The sequence below is a fragment of the Limimaricola sp. G21655-S1 genome (assembly GCF_027213785.1).
Classification (GTDB): domain Bacteria; phylum Pseudomonadota; class Alphaproteobacteria; order Rhodobacterales; family Rhodobacteraceae; genus Limimaricola.
On sequence record NZ_JAPWGO010000007.1, the window covers coordinates 22,524 to 39,290 of the forward strand.

At 68.7% G+C, this 16,767-nt stretch carries 13 protein-coding genes; 6 read left to right on the forward strand and 7 right to left on the reverse strand.

Annotated features, from left to right (window positions below; genetic code table 11):
• Nucleotides 1-69: 69 nt before the first annotated feature.
• Together O4G76_RS08640 and O4G76_RS08645 are read right to left on the reverse strand one after the other, a co-directional pair.
• On the reverse strand, nucleotides 70-762 hold the full coding sequence (locus tag O4G76_RS08640; RefSeq protein WP_269396958.1) for an anti-sigma factor domain-containing protein: 693 nt from the start codon (nucleotides 760-762) through the stop codon (nucleotides 70-72).
• On the reverse strand, nucleotides 759-1,313 hold the full coding sequence (locus O4G76_RS08645; protein ID WP_269396959.1) for a sigma-70 family RNA polymerase sigma factor: 555 nt from the start codon (nucleotides 1,311-1,313) through the stop codon (nucleotides 759-761). Before O4G76_RS08645 ends, O4G76_RS08640 begins: the two co-directional genes overlap by 4 nt.
• Before the next feature lie 172 nt (nucleotides 1,314-1,485).
• On the opposite strand from O4G76_RS08645, the gene cobS reads away from it, so the two are divergent.
• The 5 genes from cobS (at nucleotide 1,486) to O4G76_RS08670 (ending at nucleotide 7,330) form a co-directional block, all read left to right on the forward strand.
• Nucleotides 1,486-2,472 (forward strand): cobaltochelatase subunit CobS, encoded by a 987-nt coding sequence (gene cobS / locus O4G76_RS08650; RefSeq protein ID WP_269396960.1) that lies wholly within the window; start codon nucleotides 1,486-1,488, stop codon nucleotides 2,470-2,472.
• Nucleotide 2,473: 1 nt separating this feature from the next.
• On the forward strand, nucleotides 2,474-3,181 hold the full coding sequence (locus O4G76_RS08655; protein WP_269396961.1) for an aspartate/glutamate racemase family protein: 708 nt from the start codon (nucleotides 2,474-2,476) through the stop codon (nucleotides 3,179-3,181).
• An 87-nt stretch (nucleotides 3,182-3,268) separates the two neighbouring features.
• Nucleotides 3,269-5,140 carry a cobaltochelatase subunit CobT gene (gene cobT / locus O4G76_RS08660; RefSeq protein ID WP_269396962.1) on the forward strand — a complete coding sequence of 624 codons (1,872 nt, stop codon included), beginning with the start codon at nucleotides 3,269-3,271 and terminating at the stop codon, nucleotides 5,138-5,140.
• Nucleotides 5,140-6,957 (forward strand): aminopeptidase P family protein, encoded by a 1,818-nt coding sequence (locus O4G76_RS08665; RefSeq protein WP_269396963.1) that lies wholly within the window; start codon nucleotides 5,140-5,142, stop codon nucleotides 6,955-6,957. The genes cobT and O4G76_RS08665 overlap by 1 nt, the downstream gene beginning before the upstream one ends.
• 31 nt (nucleotides 6,958-6,988) lie before the next feature.
• On the forward strand, nucleotides 6,989-7,330 hold the full coding sequence (locus O4G76_RS08670; RefSeq protein WP_269396964.1) for a DUF427 domain-containing protein: 342 nt from the start codon (nucleotides 6,989-6,991) through the stop codon (nucleotides 7,328-7,330).
• An 18-nt stretch (nucleotides 7,331-7,348) separates the two neighbouring features.
• On the opposite strand, the gene O4G76_RS08675 is transcribed toward O4G76_RS08670, so the two are convergent.
• Complete coding sequence (locus O4G76_RS08675) at nucleotides 7,349-9,040, reverse strand: chloride channel protein (RefSeq protein WP_269397093.1); 1,692 nt, start codon at nucleotides 9,038-9,040, stop codon at nucleotides 7,349-7,351.
• Nucleotides 9,041-9,191: 151 nt separating this feature from the next.
• Between O4G76_RS08675 and O4G76_RS08680 the strand changes: the two genes are divergently transcribed.
• Nucleotides 9,192-10,901: a LuxR C-terminal-related transcriptional regulator gene (locus tag O4G76_RS08680; RefSeq protein ID WP_269396965.1), complete on the forward strand. Its 1,710-nt coding sequence runs from the start codon at nucleotides 9,192-9,194 to the stop codon at nucleotides 10,899-10,901.
• 311 nt (nucleotides 10,902-11,212) lie between these two features.
• Here O4G76_RS08680 and recN read toward each other — a convergent pair whose 3' ends face one another.
• The 4 genes from recN to ftsZ form a co-directional block, all read right to left on the reverse strand.
• Entirely contained in the window at nucleotides 11,213-12,886 is a 1,674-nt protein-coding gene (gene recN, locus O4G76_RS08685; RefSeq protein WP_269396966.1) for a DNA repair protein RecN, read from the reverse strand.
• 38 nt (nucleotides 12,887-12,924) lie between these two features.
• Nucleotides 12,925-13,794 (reverse strand): outer membrane protein assembly factor BamD, encoded by an 870-nt coding sequence (locus tag O4G76_RS08690; protein ID WP_373568024.1) that lies wholly within the window; start codon nucleotides 13,792-13,794, stop codon nucleotides 12,925-12,927.
• Nucleotides 13,795-13,916: 122 nt separating this feature from the next.
• Nucleotides 13,917-14,852 (reverse strand): UDP-3-O-acyl-N-acetylglucosamine deacetylase, encoded by a 936-nt coding sequence (gene lpxC / locus O4G76_RS08695; protein WP_269396967.1) that lies wholly within the window; start codon nucleotides 14,850-14,852, stop codon nucleotides 13,917-13,919.
• Between the two features lie 193 nt (nucleotides 14,853-15,045).
• Complete coding sequence (ftsZ, locus tag O4G76_RS08700; RefSeq protein WP_269396968.1) at nucleotides 15,046-16,761, reverse strand: cell division protein FtsZ; 1,716 nt, start codon at nucleotides 16,759-16,761, stop codon at nucleotides 15,046-15,048.
• Nucleotides 16,762-16,767: the final 6 nt, after the last annotated feature.

Sequence of the window (16,767 nt, forward strand, 5' to 3'; positions counted from 1 at the left end):
GCATTGCGCGGCGCGGGAGCGTCCGTCTCTCTTCGTGAATGAACCGGTTCGGGCCCTGCGGGCCGGGGCTCAGAGGCGCGTGACCGGCCCCGCGCCGAGCACCGCGCCGGTGGGCGCCCCGGTGGGAGATCCGCCCGCCGGTTCGTCGGAGATCGCGAGTACCGCCTGCGACAGCAGCGGCTGCAGATCCTCGGGCACCGCCACGCGCCCCTCGCGATCTTCCGGCAGCACGCCAAGCGACACCGGTGCCGCATCGCCCGCGATCAGCCACAGCTCCAGCGCCCGGCCCGGTGCCGCCGCACCGCTGGGGCGCAACACGTGCAGCATCTCCGGCGCATCGGGATCGAAGGCCACACGCACCACGAGGCTGCGATCCTCGGCCGCGATCTCGGCGCCGAACGGGGGAGCTTCCGGCCCCGGGCGCAGCAGGTCGAGATTGGTGACGACGAGGTACGTCCCCGCCGCCAGTGCCGCCGCCGAAAGCGCGGGCCACAGCCCCAGCCGCCACAGCACCCCTTCGCGCCGCGCCCCGAACAGCCGCCGGTCGATCGCGTTACGCACCCGAACGGGCGGGGTCACCGGCGTCATGTCCTGCGTCAACGAGACGAAATCCTCGGCCCAGGCCGCATGGAGCGCGCGGTAATCCGGATCCGTCTCGAGCCGTCGTTCGGCGCGGTCGAGCTCCTCGCCCCCGAGCAATCCCAGCACGTGCTCGGCGGCCAGAACGGCATCGTCCTCGTGGTGATCGCCGGGACCGGTCATCGCGTCAGACACTCCTTCAGACGCATCAGGCTGCGCCGCAGCCATGTGCGCATCGTGTTCAACGGCACGCCGTGCCGCTCGGCGAGCTCGGCATAGCTCTCGCCGGTCAAATAGGCCCCCCGCACCGCCGCTGCACGATCGGGCTCGAGCTCTGCCATGCAGCGGTCGATCCTCTGGTTTTCCGAGGCCGCGACGGCCAGGGCCTCCGGTCCCGGACCGGCATCGGCCAGATCGGCGACGGCATCCATGTCGCCGCCCCCCCGGCTCTCGGCCTTGCGCCGTGCCCGCAGCCGGTCGATGGCATGGTTGCGGGCGATGGTGATCAGCCAGGTCATCGGGCTCAGCCCGTTCACCTGGTAGCGCCCCGCATTATGCCACAGCTTCACGAAAATCTCCTGGAGCGCGTCCTCGGCCTCGGCCCTGTCGTTCAACACACGCAGGCAGATCCCGAAGAGTTTCGCTGAGGTCGCGTCATAAAGCGCGCCGAAGGCCGCGCGATCGCCCAGCGCGACGCGGCCGATCATCGCCTCGATCTCGGTCTGGCGCGACATGATGCTGAAGTTCCCCCGTCACTCTGGTTGCAGACAATGACGCCCCGCCCCGAAAAGGCAAGCGGGGCCCGGCCCATGGTCGCATCCCGCGGCCCTTGAACCCCGCCGCGCGATGCTCCATCACTTGCGCGACCGCCGAAAAGGGCCCTTGCCCGCACGCGAAAGGATCATCATGGCCGACGCCCAGACCGACCCCAATGCCCGCCCGACCGAGGAGATCGACATCCGCGAGACCTTCGGCTTCGACAGCGCCATGAAGGTCAAGGGCTTCGCCGAGCGCTCGGACCGGGTGCCCGACATCGACCCGACCTACAAGTTCGACCCCGACACCACCCGCGCCATTCTCGCGGGCTTCGGCGCCAACCGCCGAGTCATGGTGCAGGGCTATCACGGCACCGGTAAATCGACCCATATCGAGCAGGTCGCGGCGCGGCTGAACTGGCCCTGCGTGCGCGTCAACCTCGACAGCCACATCTCTCGCATCGACCTGATCGGCAAGGACGCGATCAAGCTCAAGGACGGCAAGCAGGTGACCGAGTTCGCCGAAGGCATCCTGCCCTGGGCGCTGCGCCACCCCTGCGCCATCGTCTTCGACGAATACGACGCGGGCCGCGCCGACGTGATGTTCGTGATCCAGCGGGTGCTGGAGACCGACGGCAAGCTGACGCTGATGGACCAGAACCAGGTGCTGACGCCGAACCCGTATTTCCGCCTCTTTGCCACTGCCAACACGGTGGGTCTCGGTGACACCACCGGCCTTTATCACGGCACCCAGCAGATCAACCAGGCGCAGATGGACCGCTGGTCGCTGGTCGCGACGCTGAACTATCTCAGCCACGACGCCGAGGCGGCGATCGTGCTGTCCAAGGCGCCGCATTACAACACCGCCGAGGGGCGGCAGACCATCTCGCAGATGGTCACCGTGGCCGATCTCACCCGCACCGCCTTCATGAACGGCGATCTCTCGACCGTGATGAGCCCGCGCACCGTGATCAACTGGGCCCAGAACGCCGAGATCTTCCGCGACGTGGGCTATGCCTTCCGGCTCTCGTTCCTCAACAAGTGCGACGAGCTGGAGCGCCAGACCGTGGCCGAGTTCTACCAGCGCTGCTTCGACGAGGAGCTGCCCGAGAGCGCGGTGAGCACCGCCGGACGCTGACATGGCGACCGGGCTGCATATCGGCCTGATCGGCGGCATCGGCCCGGCGGCGACCATCGTCTATTACCAGCGGCTTTGCGACGCGATGCGCGCGCGCGGCGCGCCGCTGGAATTGACGGTGGTGCAGGCCGACATCCACACGCTGATCGAGAACAACCTTGCAGACCGGCGCGAGGCGCAGGCCGAAATCTATGCCGGGCTGATCCACAGGCTGAAAGCTGCTGGCGCCGATTGCGCCGCGATCACCTCGCTCGGCGGCCATTTCTGCTATGCAGAGACGCTCGCGCAGGCGTCGCTGCCGCTGGTCTCTGGTGTCGAGCCGCTCGACGCCCATTTCGCCGCTAAAGGCCTGTCGCGGGTTGGGCTTCTGGGCACGCGCGTCGTGATGCGCAGCCGCCTCTACGGCCAGCTGGCACGCACCGAGGCGGTGGCGCTCGACGACGAGATCGAGGTTCTGGGCCAGCTCTATCAGGATCTGGCGGTGGCGGGGCGCTGCGACGCCTCGACCCGTACCGCGCTGATCGAAGCCGGGCGCCGGATGGTCGATGAGCTGGGGGCCGAGGCGATCGTGCTGGCCGGCACCGATCTGAACCTCGTCTTCGACGGTCAGGACCCCGGCTACCCGGTGATCGACGCGCTCGACGTCCACGTGGCGCGGCTCGCCGATCTGGCCAGCGGTGCGACCCCGCTCGACGTCCAGGCCCCCTGACCCGCGGCGCGCGCCGCGCTATGCTCTCCCACGGGGGCCGGACCCCGGCCCTTGCCGCCCCGCAACTCAGGTGAAATACCTCTGCCCATGAGCCCGACGTCAGACAACCCCGCCGATCCGTTCAAGAAGGCCCTGACCGAGGCCACCAAGGTCATGGCCGACGACCGCGAGCTCACCATCAGCTTTTCGGTCGATCCGCCTGGCCTGACCCATGACAGCGTGCGGCTGCCGCAGGTCAGCCGCCGGATGACCAAGGACGAGGTGCTGCTCGCGCGCGGAACCGCCGACGCGCTGGCGCTGCGCCACCGTTATCACGATGCGGGCGTCAACGCGCGCTACCAGCCGCAATCGGGGATCGCCCGAGATCTCTACGATGCGATGGAGGGCGCGCGCGTCGAAGCCGTGGGCGCGAAGAACATGCCCGGCACGGCGGGCAACATCGATGCCAAGATCGGCGCCGAGGCGCGGCGCAAGGGCTATGACCAGATCCGCGACAAGGCCGATGCGCCGCTGGCCGTCGCCGCCGGCTACCTGATCCGTCACCTCGCCACGGGCCGCGACCTGCCACAGGGCGCCGACAATGTCATGGATCTGTGGCGCGGCTTCATCGAGGAAATGGGCGGCGACCGGCTGGAGGGGCTGGCGCAGGCGCTGCACGATCAGAAGAGCTTTGCCCGCTTCGCGCGCGATCTGATCCGCGATCTCGGCTATGGCGACCAGCTCGGCGACGATCCGGACATGGAAGACCCCGATCAGGAGGACGAGGCCTCCGAGGACGAGGACGACCAGCAGCCGGATTCGACCGGCGAGGACGAAGATCAGGACGAGGAGGACGAGACCTCTCCCGAGCAGTCCCAGGACCAGCAGCAGGACCAGTCCCAGGCGCAGGTCTCGATGGAGGACCAGGCCGAGGCCGAAGAGGCCGAGGAACAGGAGATGCCCGAGGGCGAGGCGCCGCAGGACCCGGCGCCCCCCGCCCATTCCGATGCCGATCCGAATTACACCGTGTTCGAGACCAAGCACGACGAGGAGATCGGCGCCGAGGAGCTGGCCGAGGCGGCCGAGCTGGAGCGGCTGCGCGCCTATCTCGACCAGCAGCTCGACCCGCTGAAGGGTGCCGTGTCGCGGCTCGCCAACAAGCTGCAGCGCCGGCTTCAGGCGCAGCAGAACCGCTCTTGGGAGTTCGACCGCGAAGAGGGCATCCTCGACGCCGGCAGGCTGGCCCGGGTCGTCGCCAACCCGACCACGCCGCTCTCGTTCAAGGTGGAGAAGGACACCGAGTTCCGCGATACCGTGGTGACGCTCCTGATCGACAATTCCGGCTCGATGCGCGGGCGGCCGATTTCGATCGCCGCGATCTGCGCCGACGTGCTGGCTCGCACGCTGGAACGTTGCTCGGTCAAGGTCGAGATCCTCGGCTTCACCACCCGCGCTTGGAAGGGGGGGCAGAGCCGCGAGGACTGGCTCGCAGCCGGGCGCCCGCCCCTGCCCGGCCGGCTCAACGACCTGCGCCACATCATCTACAAGCGCGCCGACGCGCCGTGGCGGCGCACCCGTGACAATCTCGGGCTGATGATGAAGGAGGGGCTCCTGAAGGAGAACATCGACGGCGAGGCGCTGGAATGGGCGCATCGCCGGCTGCTGGCGCGGCGCGAGGCGCGCAAGGTGCTGATGGTGATCTCCGACGGCGCGCCGGTTGACGACAGCACGCTGTCGGTGAACCCCGCCAACTATCTCGAAAAGCACCTGCGCGACGTGATCGCCATGGTCGAAAAGCGCAAGGCGGTGGAGCTCACCGCCATCGGCATCGGCCACGACGTGACGCGCTATTACGACCGCGCGGTGACGATCACCGACGTGGATCAGCTCGCGGGGGCGATGACCGAACAGCTCGCCTCGCTCTTCGACGCCGACCCGCGCAAGCGGGCCCGCGTCCTCGGAATGAACAGGGTCGCCTGATGTACCAGAACTTCGTCACCACCGCCCGCCCCGAACAGGGGCCGCCGCGTCTCGCCGCGCTGCGTGAGCGCATGAAGGCCGAGGCGCTCGATGGCTGGATCGTACCGCGCGGCGACACGTGGCGCGGCGAGAACGTGCGCGCCCGCGACGAGCGGCTCGCCTGGCTCACCGGCTTTACCGGCTCGGCGGGCTTCGCGGCGATCCTCGACCACAAGGCGGGGGTGTTCATCGACGGCCGCTACAAAATCCAGATCAAGAGCCAGGTCGCACCCGAGTTCACGCCCGTCGACTGGCCCGCCACCAAGCTCGCCGACTGGCTGATCGCCGAGCTGCCCGAGGGCGGCACCGTGGGTTACGACGCATGGCTGCACACGCCCGAGGAAATCCGCGAGCTGCACGGCAAGCTGCACCCGAAGGGCATCGGCCTCAAGCCTTGCGACAACCTCATTGACGCGATCTGGGAAGACCGCCCGGCCCCACCGCCCGCGCCCTTCATCGCCTGGCCCGAGGAGTTTGCCGGCAAGAGCCATGCCGAGAAGCGCGCCGAGATCGCCGCAGCCCTGCGCGAGGCCGGTCAACGCTGCGCCGTGCTCACCCTGCCCGACTCGATCGCATGGCTTCTGAACATCCGCGGCGACGACGTGCCCTGCACGCCGGTGCCGCTCGGCTTCGCGATCATCGACGATACCGGTCGGTGCGAGCTGTTCTGCCCGCAGGGCAAGGCCGACAACCTGCGCGACCATCTAGGCGCGGATGTCGACGTGCTCGATATCGATGCCTTCCTCGGCGCGCTGGGCCAGCTTTCGGGCCCCGTGCGCCTCGATGCGAAATCCGCGCCTGCGATCATCGAGACCACACTCAAGGGCTGGGGGACCGAGATCGCCGAAGCCGAGGACCCCTGCATACTGCCCAAGGCCCGCAAGAACGCGGCCGAGATCGAGGGCGCGCGGCAGGCGCATCTGCGCGACGGCGCCGCAGTCTGCCGTTTCCTGCACTGGCTCGACACCGAGGCGGCGCGTCTGGCGCGGGATCCAGACCACAAGCTGACCGAGATCGGCGTCGTCACCGCGCTCGAGGGTTTCCGCCGCGAGACGAACGAATTGCGCGGCATCAGCTTCGAGACCATCGCCGGCGCGGGCGAGCATGGCGCGATCACCCATTACCGCGTCACCGAAGACACCGACCGCGAGGTCCGCCCGGGCGAGCTGCTCTTGGTGGATTCGGGCGGCCAGTATCTCGACGGCACCACCGACATCACCCGCACCATCGCCATCGGCACCCCGCCCACGGATGCCGCCGAATGTTATACCCGCGTGCTGCAAGGCATGATCGCGCTGAGCCGGGCTCGGTTCCCCAAGGGTCTTGTCGGGCGCGATCTCGATGCGCTGGCGCGCTTTCCGCTCTGGACCGCCGGTCTCGACTACGATCACGGCACGGGACACGGCGTCGGTGCCTTCCTGTCGGTCCATGAGGGGCCGCAGCGGATCTCCAAGGGCTCCGAGACCCCGCTGGAGCCGGGGATGATCCTGTCGAACGAGCCGGGCTATTACCGCGAAGGCGCCTTCGGCATCCGCATCGAGAACCTGATCGTCACCCGCGAGGCCCCGGCCCTGCCCGGCGCCGATGACCGCGAGATGTATGATTTCGAGACGCTGACCTTCGTGCCGCTGGAGCGGCGGCTGATCGTCGCGGGCATGCTTTCTCCCACCGAGCGGGACTGGATCGACGCCTACCACGCGGCTACATTCGACGCGATAGCCCCGCGCCTCGACGGCGCGGCGCGGGACTGGCTCGAAGCCGCCTGCGCGCCGCTCTGACCGGCGGGACGTTCACAGGGAGCAAGATAACATGAGCGATCACATCACGATTCGCCCCGCCGAGGGCACCTGGGTGGTGCGCGCCGGTGGCGCCGTGCTCGGCGAGAGCAGCCGGGCGCTGGAACTGGTCGAGGGCGACTACCCGCCGGTGATCTATTTCCCGCGGGAGGATATCGCGATGGCCTTTCTCGAACCGTCGAAGACCCGCTCACACTGCCCCTGGAAGGGCGATGCGCATTATTACAACATCATCGCCAAGAGCGGCGCGATCGAGGATGCGGTCTGGTCCTACGAGGATCCCAAGGCGGGCATGGAGCAGATCAAGGACTGCCTCGCCTTCTACAAGAACAAGGTCGCGGTCGAGCAGGTCTGATCCCGACCGGCGCGGCGGTCAGGAATGCTCCTCGGCCGCCAGCCGCGTCAGCGCGCGGTTGACCGCGCGCAACCCGTCCACCTGAAACAGCGCGCCCCAGAGTTCCGGCGTCTCGTCGCCGGGGCCGAAGCGGACCACCGGCACGAAGGGCCGCTGCACCGTCTCGAACAGAGGCATCGCCTGTTCCAGCGTCGCCCCCGATTGCACGAAGACCCCTTCCGCGATCATTTCCCGGCAGGCCTCCTCGGGGGCGGCGCGCGGCGCACCGGTGGCCCGCATCACCGTCTCGACCCGGATCGTGCCGAGGAGCCAGGCCTGTGGCCCGGCGGCCAGATGCACGCCCCGCCGCGCCAGCTGCGTCAGAAAGAACGAGCGCTGCACCAGTCGCGAGGCCAGCGCAGATGACAGCGACACCGCGACCATCACCGCGAGTCCGGTCTGCCAATCCCCGGTCAACTCGAACACGATCAACGTGGTCGATATCGGCGCGCCCAGCACCGCGGCCGCCACCGCCCCCATCCCTGCAAGCGCATAGAGCGTGCCCTCACCCGAGAAGTCCGGCGCGATGGCGGTGGCGACGGTGCCGAAGGCGAGCCCGGTAAGCGCGCCGATCATCAGCGAGGGCGAGAAGATGCCGCCGCCCATGCGCCCGGCCATGGTGACCGCCACCGCAGCCACCTTGACCACCACGAAGATCACCGCGAGGTCGAAGGCGATGTTGCCCTGCAGCGCCGCCGAGGTGGTCTCGTAGCCCACGCCGATGATGTGCGGGAAGAAGATTGCGATGACGCCGAGGATCAGCCCCGTGGCTGCGGGCCGCAGCCAGCGCGGCAGGGCGATGCGTGCCTGCACGCGGTTCGCCACGTCGTCGGCCCAGAAGATGGACCGCATCAGCACCACCGCGACGAGACCGCATAGAAGCCCCAGCAACAGGAAGGCGGGCAGTTCCACGTAGAAGGCCAGCGCGTTCTTGTCCGGCAGCGTGAACTCGGTCACGTCGCCCCACACCAGGCGCCCCAGAACCGTGCCGGCGACGCTGGCGATGGCGATGGGCGCGAAGGCGTGGACCGCAAAATGCCGCAGCACCACTTCCAGCGCGAAGAGCGCACCCGCGATCGGAGCGTTGAAGCTGGCCGAGACGGCGGCCGCGACGGCGCAGCCCAGAAGATCGCGACCGGTGATCCCGTCGGCGCGGATCCAACTCGAAACATAGGTGGCCAGAACCGAAGCGAGGTGCACCACCGGCCCCTCGCGCCCCGTCGAGCCGCCGGTGGACAGCGTGATCATCGAAGCCAGTGCCGAGATCAGCCCGCGCTTGCGTTCCACCCGCCCCTCGCGCAGCGCCGCGCCCTCGATCACCTCGGCCACGGAACGCACCCGCGCATCCTCGGTGAACCGGTCGAGCAGCAGCCCGACGACCAGGCCGCCCGCCACCGGCAGGCATAGCAGCCAATACCAGGGCAGCGAGGCTGCGAAGCTGTGCAGCATCGCCACGTCGTCGGTGCCGTAGAGCGTGGCCTGCAACCACTCGATCCCGGCACGGAAGCCGATCGCGGCGATCCCGGCGGCGCTGCCAAGCGCCAGAGCGATGAACCAGAACTGCACCTGGCTCGGCCCGTGGCTGCGGATCAGCGCCCAACCGTCGCTCCAGGCCCGCGCCAGTCGTCCCAGCACCCCCGGCTCGTCTTCTCGCTGCTCGACGCCGCTCATCGCATCCTGCTGCCAGCCATCCACATGCGCCTCTGCTTCTAGAGTGAATCCTCGTCCGATTGAAGCTGCGCGGGCGATGCTCGCCCCCTGCCTCGCCATATCGGGCACCAGAGGGTACACTCGGTCTAAGCTACGGATGAGGGAGGCAAGCATGCCGGAACAGGCGCGACGGCATCTCGCGGTCTTGCCGACACCGGACGAGGCCGAGACGCTGATCGACCTCATTTACGATGCCGCGATCGATCCCGACCGGCTCGGCACCCTGATCGACAACTGGGAACCGGTGATGGCCCCGCTGCGGCAGGCCATCCATGATGGCGATCTTCGGGGGCTGCAGCCTTTCGATCGGCACGCTGTCCGGCTGCGGCGGTTGATCGACCAGCATTCCGGCTCGGCCACCTCCCCGGCGCTGGCCGGTATCGAGCGCGCCGCCGCCTTCGTGATCGGGCCGGACATGGTCCTGACGACGGCCAATGCCGCCGCGGCGCGGGTGCTTGGTGCCGTCGTGGGCGAAGGTCTGGAGCGCTTGTATCTCGAACCGGCGGAGCGCGATCGGCTGAGGACACGCATCCATGCCATCTTCGCCGGAACCGAAGACACGACGGCGATCCTGCGCGGCCAGGGGCCCGAGGGCGAGCGGGGGATTCTGCTGGCACTGCGGCTCCTGCCGGGCAGTTCCGAGCCACGCGTCCTCGTCATCACCTCGGAGCTCGACTGGCCCGCCGATCTGCCGGACATGCTTCGCGAAGCCTTCGGCCTGACCCCGGCGGAGACGGACGTGCTGCGCGAACTGAGCCGGGGCGCGACACTGCCCGACATCGCCATCGCGCGGGGCCGCAGCGTCGAGACCGTGCGCGCGCAGCTCAAATCGATCATGGGCAAGACCGAGATCCGCAGCCAGGCCGAGTTGGTGCGGCTGACGCTGTCGATGCTGCAAATGGTACCGGTCAAACCGAACTCGACCCCGCTGCGCTTCGCGGAGACGGACCAAGCTGTCCAGCCCCGGCGAATGCGGCTCTCGGACGGGCGGCGCCTCGATTACCTGATCCTGGGCGACCCGGGCGGGCGTCCCTGCCTGTTCCTTGCTCCGCTGCTCGGCCCGACACGCTGGCCCGCCGCCGCGGAAAGCACGGCCGCGCGGCAGGGGCTTTGCGTGATCGTACCGCTTCGGGCCGGACAGGGAGAGACCGACCCGCCGCCGCCTTATGCCGACCCGGTGCGGCAGTTCGTCCACGACGTCGCGGCCTTGCTCGAACATCTCGTCCGCGAGCCGGTGCCGGTTCTCACCATGGGCGATGAAAGCCTGATCGCCATGGCGCTGCACCGGGCGCATCCGCGTCGCAGCGGCGCGCTGATCGCCTGCGGCGGCACGCTGCCGCTATCCTCGCCGGAACAATTCACCCCCATGCACAAATGGCACCGGGCCATGCTGGGGGCTGCGCGCTACACGCCGCACCTGTTACCGGTGCTGCTCGAGGCGGCAGCGGTACGGCTGCGGCGCGGCGAAGGACGGCAGATCCTGCGCGAGGTCTATGCCGAAAGCTCGGCCGATCTCGCGCTCGTCGAAGATCCCGAGATCGCGGCGCTGCTGCTCGCGCCACGCGGGGGATCGACCGTGGCGCTGGCCCAGGAGATGACGCGCCGATCCGCCATGGACTGGCGGCCTTCGCTGGCCTCGCTGCGGGATCTGCCGGTGCATTTCCTGTCCGGATTGCAAGATCCCCAAGTCCCCCCAGAAATCCTGGCACAATTTCAGCGCGATCACCCCTGGATCGAATTTCGCGCATACGACGATGCGGGCCAACTTCTGTTCCTCTCCAAGTGGCCGGATGCGCTTGATCTTCTGAACCTATACGCATGAACATGGCTTTCCGGACCACCATACCCCAAATAGGGTATGACGCTTGGTAGTCCCACGCGGTACCAATTGGACATTGACCAGAGATATTCACCGCATTTCACGATCGCGGTACGTAGCTTGGGCCGATGGCGGAGGTGAGTGGCCGCTTGAGGCAAGATCAATTTAGAACCCGACCGGCCGGGCAATGCCGAACTTTGGCGGTGTGATGTTCGGGGAACCAACCCCGTCCAACATGCCGCCTTTTTCTTTCCGAATGCCTACCAGGCCCGAGTACCATGAGCGGCAGCATTCCTGTCTCTTGTCATGAGGCCTCAGGCCGCGTCCGCATCCTCGAGCAGAACGCGTGCCGCGCCGCGCGCGGCTTCGGTGACGGTGTCGCCGGCCAGCATCCGCGCGATCTCGTCGATGCGGTCGGTTTCGCCCAAGGGCACGACGCGCGAGGTGGTGATCTCGCCCGTGGGTCCGGCGCTCACCGACTTTTCGACCCGCCAGTGATGCGCCCCCAGCGCCGCCACCTGCGGCGAATGGGTCACCACCAGCACCTGCGCGCCATCGGCCAGACGCGCGAGTCGCCTGCCCACCGCATTTGCGGTAGCACCGCCAAGACCCCGGTCAATTTCGTCGAAGATCAACGTCTTGCCGGCATTGTCCCCGGTCAGGCACACCTTCAGCGCCAGCAGAAAGCGGGACAGCTCGCCGCCCGAGGCGATGCGCGACAGCGGCCCCGCGGGCGCCCCGGGATTTGTGGCGACACGGAAGCTCACATCATCGCGCCCCTCGGGGCCCGGCTCGGCCAGGGTGATGTCGACTTCGAACACGGCCCGGTCGAGCTTAAGCGGCGCCAGTTCCGCCGCCATCGCGCTCGACAGCCGCGTCCCGGCCTCCGAACGGAGCGAAGTCAGAGCCTGCGCCGCCGCGTCATAGGCCGCGTCGGCCGTTCGAACGGCCGCTTCCAGCTCGGCCATGTCGCCCTCGGAGGCATCGAGCGCACGCAGCCGGCCCCGCAGCCCGTCGGCGAACTCGGCCAGCTCGTCCACCATCACGTCGTGCTTGCGCGCGAGACCACGCAGCGCGAAGAGCCGCTCCTCCGCCGCCTCAAGCGCGCGGGGATCGACCTCCATCGCGTCGAGCGCGTCGCGCACCCCGGTTTCGGCCTCTCCGAGCGCGTCGAGCGCGCGCGCGAGCGCTTCCATCACCGGATCCAGACGGCCCTCGGCGGCCTCGACCGCGCCGTCGAGCCAGCGCATCGCGTCGGCGACCAGCCCCTCGGCGCCCTCGCCCGAGATCACCTGATGCGCCCGGGCGATGTCGCCGCGCACCCGCTCGGCGCCCTGCATCCGGCGACGGGTCGAGTCGAGCTCGGCCTCCTCGCCGGGCTGGGGGTCGAGCGCGTCGAGCTCGGCCACCGCGTGGCGGAGATACTCCTCCTCGGCCTTGAGCGCGGCGATCTGCTCCTGCGCGGCGGCCAGCGTCCTGCGTGCGGCGCGGCGCGCGGTCCAGGCGGCTCGGGTTTCGGCGATGGCCGGGCCCGCCTGTGCGAACTCATCCAGCATCAGCCTGTGACCGCGCGGATCGAGCAGACCGCGATCGTCATGCTGGCCATGCAGTTCCAGGAGTTCGTCCGAGAGCGCGCGCAACACCTCGCCCGAAACGCGGCGATCGTTCACCCAGGCGGTTTTGCGGCCGCCTTCGGTATTGACCCGCCGCAGGATCAGCTCGCTCTCCGCCTCGATCCCCGCTTCGGCCAAGACTCGGCGCGCCGGATGGTCCGACGCCAGTTCGAACACCGCCGTCACCTCGCCCTGCGCCGCCCCGGCGCGCACCAGTTCGGCACGACCGCGCCAGCCCAGGACGAAGCCCAGCGAATCCAGAAGGATCGATTTGCCCGCCCCGGTCTCGCCGGTCAGCACATTGAGACCGGGCTGAAACTCAAGTTCCAACCGGTCGATGATCAGCATGTCCCGAATGTCGAGCGCGCGCAGCATGGTCCTAACCCCCCGTGCGGAACGTCAGCACGCGCAATTCAGATCCACTCGCCGCGCACCAGCTGGCGGTAGATCGCGGCCAGCCAGTTGTCGCCCGCCGCTTCCGGCCTGAGGCCGCGCCCGGTGAGCAGCGCGTAGCTGTCCCGATACCAGTCGGTGCCACGGTAGTTGTAGCCCAGAATCGCGCCGGCGGTCTGCGCCTCCTCGAGAAGGCCCAGCGAGAGATAGGATTCGACCAGCCGGTGCAGCGCCTCGGCGGTGTGCGTGGTGGTCTGGAAGTCCTCGACCACCACCCGGAAACGACGGGCGGCGGCGGCGTAATGGTTGCGCTTGAGATAGTAGCGCCCGATTTCCATTTCCTTGGCCGCGAGGTGGTCGAAGGCGAGATCGAACTTGAGCTTGGCCTCGGCGGCATAGCTGCTGTCAGGATATTGCTCGATCACCGCGCGCAGCGCCTGCAGCGCCTGAAAGGTCAGACCCTGATCACGACCGATATCGTCGATCTGGTCGTAGTAGCTCAGCGCCAGCAGGTACTGCGCATAAGCCGCGTCCTCGCTGGTCGGGTAGAAATCGAGATAGCGCTGCGCGCTGGCCCGGCTCTCGTCGTAGGCGCGGTCCTTGTGATGCGCGAAGGCCTGCATGATCAGGCCGCGCTTGGCCCATTCCGAATAGGGGTAGAGGCGCTCGATCTCGCCGAAATAGAAGGCGGCGTCCTCGGACTGTCCGCCTTCGAGGCTGCCCTCGCCCTTCTGGTAGATCTCGACCGCGCTCATCTCTTCGAGCTCGCCGGGGGCCAGACGGTTGGTGGTGTTGCCGCAAGCCGAAAGTAGCCCCAAGGCCAAAATCAGGCCCAAGCTGGCCCGTGTTCCGCTGCCTGCCATCCGCGCGTCCTGCATCCTGTCGGTCATCTGCCCATCCCGGGGTCGGCGCCCCGTTCACGCCCCGTTTCGGGGCCGCTCGGCCTTGGGTCTAGCATGAAAAAATCGGGGGCAAAATGGCTTTTCCCTCGACCGCTTGGCGACCGCCTTCGTCAGGCAACGGCGGCGAGATCCGCCGACTTGATCCGGCTGCCCGGCAGCTGGTCGGCAAGCGCCGCATCGCAGGTGACGAGACGCCAGGCATCGGGCCGCGCGAAGAGCGCCCGCAGCAGCCGGTTGGTCATCGCATGGCCGGCGCGCCGCCCTTCATAGACGCCCAGGATCGGCAGCCCGGCCGTCGTCAGGTCACCCAGCGCGTCGAGCATCTTGTGGCGCACCGCCTCGTCGGCGTGGCGCAGCCCACCCGGGCTCAGCACCTCGGCGCCATCGACCACGACGGCGTTGTCGAAGGTGCCACCCAAGGCCAGCCCCTGCGCCTGCATCGCCTCGACATCGGAGAGCCGGCAGAAGGTCCGGCTGTCGCAGAGTTCGCGCAGGAAGGCGCCATTGGCCATGTCGAGCACCCGGTTCTGACGGCCGATCGCCGCATCCGGAAAGTCGATCTCGAAATCGATGCGCAACCCGCGCGGCTCATCGGGCATCTGCGGCCGCAGCCGTGCCACGGCGGCACCATGCACCGCTTCGACCGGCGCGAGGATCTCGATGGCGTGGAGCGGCGCATCAAGCCGCGTCAGGCCGGCGCCGAGGATGGCGCGCGCGAAACCGGCAGCGCTGCCGTCGAGGATCGGCACTTCGGGCCCGTCGATCTCAACGAGCACGTTGTGCACGCCGCAGCCCGCCAGAGCCGCCATCAAATGTTCGATGGTGGAGACGGAGACACCGGCCTCGTTGACGATGCGTGTGTTGAGCGGCGAGATCTCGACGAGGTCCCAGCGGGCCGGGACCCGCGCGTCGATGCCGACCACGTCCATCCGGCGAAAGACGATGCCGTGTCCGGCAGGTGCGGGGCGCAGGCACAGCCGGACCGGTCGCCCCGAATGGAGCCCGATGCCGGTAAACCCGACCTGTGTGATCAGCGTAGTCTGCACGTCTCTCTGCCCGGATCCGTTTCGGATTTCGTTACCCACGTGACCTAAGAGCTTCATGCATCAGTCACAATTCACTCTTTGCGACAGCGTGAAACATGTGACCGGGGACACGCATCGGCAGAAATTCGGCACAGGAAAACAAAGGGCCGCCCGGAGGGCGGCCCTTTTCGCACAGCGGTTGTGCGCGGAGCGGTCAGTTGGCCTGACGACGCAGGAAGGCGGGAATCTCGATGCGTTCCTGCTCGGGATCGGTCTCGCCATCATCCGACCAGTTCGGCGCCTGACGCGGGCCGGTGGGCTGCTGCGGCGCCGGGCGCTGCGCCTGCGGCTGCTGGCGCGGCTGGCTCGCGGGCTGACCGGACGGCTGCTCACCATGGCCGGTCATCCGGTTGATCAGCGAGTTGATCCCGAAACGCGGCTGCTGGCGGTCGGCCTCGGCGCCACGTGCCGGGGCGGCGGGGCTGCGCGGCTCGGCGCGCGGCATCTCCTGCCGCTCGGACTGCTGCGGGCGCGGCTGGTTCTGAGCCGCGGCGCGCAGCCGGGCCATGTCACCGGCCGAGCTACCGCCCGAACGCGGCGCGGGCGCCACGAAGCTCTCCGGCGCGGCCTCGGCCTGCGGCGCCTCGCGGCGCGGCTCATAGGCGGGCGGCGGCAGGTCGTCGTCACGCTGCGGCTGGTAGCGCGCTTCCTCGCGCGGTGCCGGACGGCGCGTGTCGAAGCCCTCGGCGTAATCCTCCTCCTCGAAGCTCGGCTCGGGCTCGCGGCGGGACTGCGGCTGTGCCTCGCGGCGCGGCGCGGGGGCCTGAGCGCGCGGTGCGGGCTGCTGCGGCGCCTCGCGGCGCGGCGGCACCGGGGCGGCGGGCGCCTCTTCCTCGGTCGAAACGCGCTCGCGCAGCGGCTCGCTCATCTTGCGGCGCGGCACCGGGACTTCCTCGGGCTTGGCCAGCGCATCGATGCCGGTGGCCACGACCGAGACGCGCATCCGGCCTTCCATGCCGGTGTCGAGCGTCGAGCCGACGATGATGTTGGCCTCGGGATCGACCTTTTCGCGGATCTTGTTCGCCGCCTCGTCCAGTTCGAACAGGGTGAGATCGTAGCCGCCGGTGATATTGATGAGCACGCCGCGCGCGCCCTCGAGGCTGATCTCGTCCAGGAGCGGGTTCGCTATCGCCTTCTCGGCAGCCTGCACGGCGCGATCCTCGCCATCGGCCTCGCCGGTGCCCATCATCGCCTTGCCCATCTCGTCCATCACCGCGCGCACGTCGGCGAAGTCGAGGTTGATCAGGCCAGGACGCACCATCAGGTCGGTCACGCCCTTGACGCCCTGATAGAGCACGTCGTCGGCGAGCGCGAAGGCCTCGGTGAAGGTGGTGTTCTCGTTGGCGAGCCGGAACAGGTTCTGGTTCGGAATGATGATCAGCGTGTCGACCACCTTCTGCAGCGCCTCGACGCCGGCCTCGGCCTGCTTCATGCGCTTGCCGCCCTCGAACTGGAACGGCTTGGTGACGACGCCGACGGTGAGCACGCCGAGCTCGCGCGCGGCCTGGGCAATGATCGGCGCGGCACCGGTACCGGTGCCGCCGCCCATGCCGGCAGTGATGAAGCACATGTGAGCCCCGGCGAGGTGGTCGACGATCTCCTCGATCGATTCCTCGGCCGCGGCGGCACCGACGGTGGCGCGGGCGCCCGCGCCCAGCCCCTCGGTGACCTTCACGCCCATCTGGATCTTGGCCTGGGCGCGCGACTGCTGCAGCGCCTGCGCGTCGGTGTTGGCCACGACGAACTCGACGCCGTCGAGTTCCTTCTCGATCATGTTGTTGACCGCGTTGCCACCAGCGCCGCCCACGCCGAAGACGGTGATCCGGGGCTTGAGATCTTCCTGCCCCGGCAGAGAGAGGTTGAGTGCCATCGCTGT

What these genes read in the sequence shown, in the direction of transcription:
- O4G76_RS08640 (WP_269396958.1), bottom strand. Translation starts at nt 762, where the DNA reads ATGACCGGTCCCGGCGATCACCACGAGGACGATGCCGTTCTGGCCGCC.
- O4G76_RS08645 (WP_269396959.1), bottom strand. Translation starts at nt 1,313, where the DNA reads ATGTCGCGCCAGACCGAGATCGAGGCGATGATCGGCCGCGTCGCGCTG.
- cobS (WP_269396960.1), top strand. Translation starts at nt 1,486, where the DNA reads ATGGCCGACGCCCAGACCGACCCCAATGCCCGCCCGACCGAGGAGATC.
- O4G76_RS08655 (WP_269396961.1), top strand. Translation starts at nt 2,474, where the DNA reads ATGGCGACCGGGCTGCATATCGGCCTGATCGGCGGCATCGGCCCGGCG.
- cobT (WP_269396962.1), top strand. Translation starts at nt 3,269, where the DNA reads ATGAGCCCGACGTCAGACAACCCCGCCGATCCGTTCAAGAAGGCCCTG.
- O4G76_RS08665 (WP_269396963.1), top strand. Translation starts at nt 5,140, where the DNA reads ATGTACCAGAACTTCGTCACCACCGCCCGCCCCGAACAGGGGCCGCCG.
- O4G76_RS08670 (WP_269396964.1), top strand. Translation starts at nt 6,989, where the DNA reads ATGAGCGATCACATCACGATTCGCCCCGCCGAGGGCACCTGGGTGGTG.
- O4G76_RS08675 (WP_269397093.1), bottom strand. Translation starts at nt 9,040, where the DNA reads ATGAGCGGCGTCGAGCAGCGAGAAGACGAGCCGGGGGTGCTGGGACGA.
- O4G76_RS08680 (WP_269396965.1), top strand. Translation starts at nt 9,192, where the DNA reads ATGCCGGAACAGGCGCGACGGCATCTCGCGGTCTTGCCGACACCGGAC.
- recN (WP_269396966.1), bottom strand. Translation starts at nt 12,886, where the DNA reads ATGCTGCGCGCGCTCGACATTCGGGACATGCTGATCATCGACCGGTTG.
- O4G76_RS08690 (WP_373568024.1), bottom strand. Translation starts at nt 13,794, where the DNA reads ATGACCGACAGGATGCAGGACGCGCGGATGGCAGGCAGCGGAACACGG.
- ftsZ (WP_269396968.1), bottom strand. Translation starts at nt 16,761, where the DNA reads ATGGCACTCAACCTCTCTCTGCCGGGGCAGGAAGATCTCAAGCCCCGG.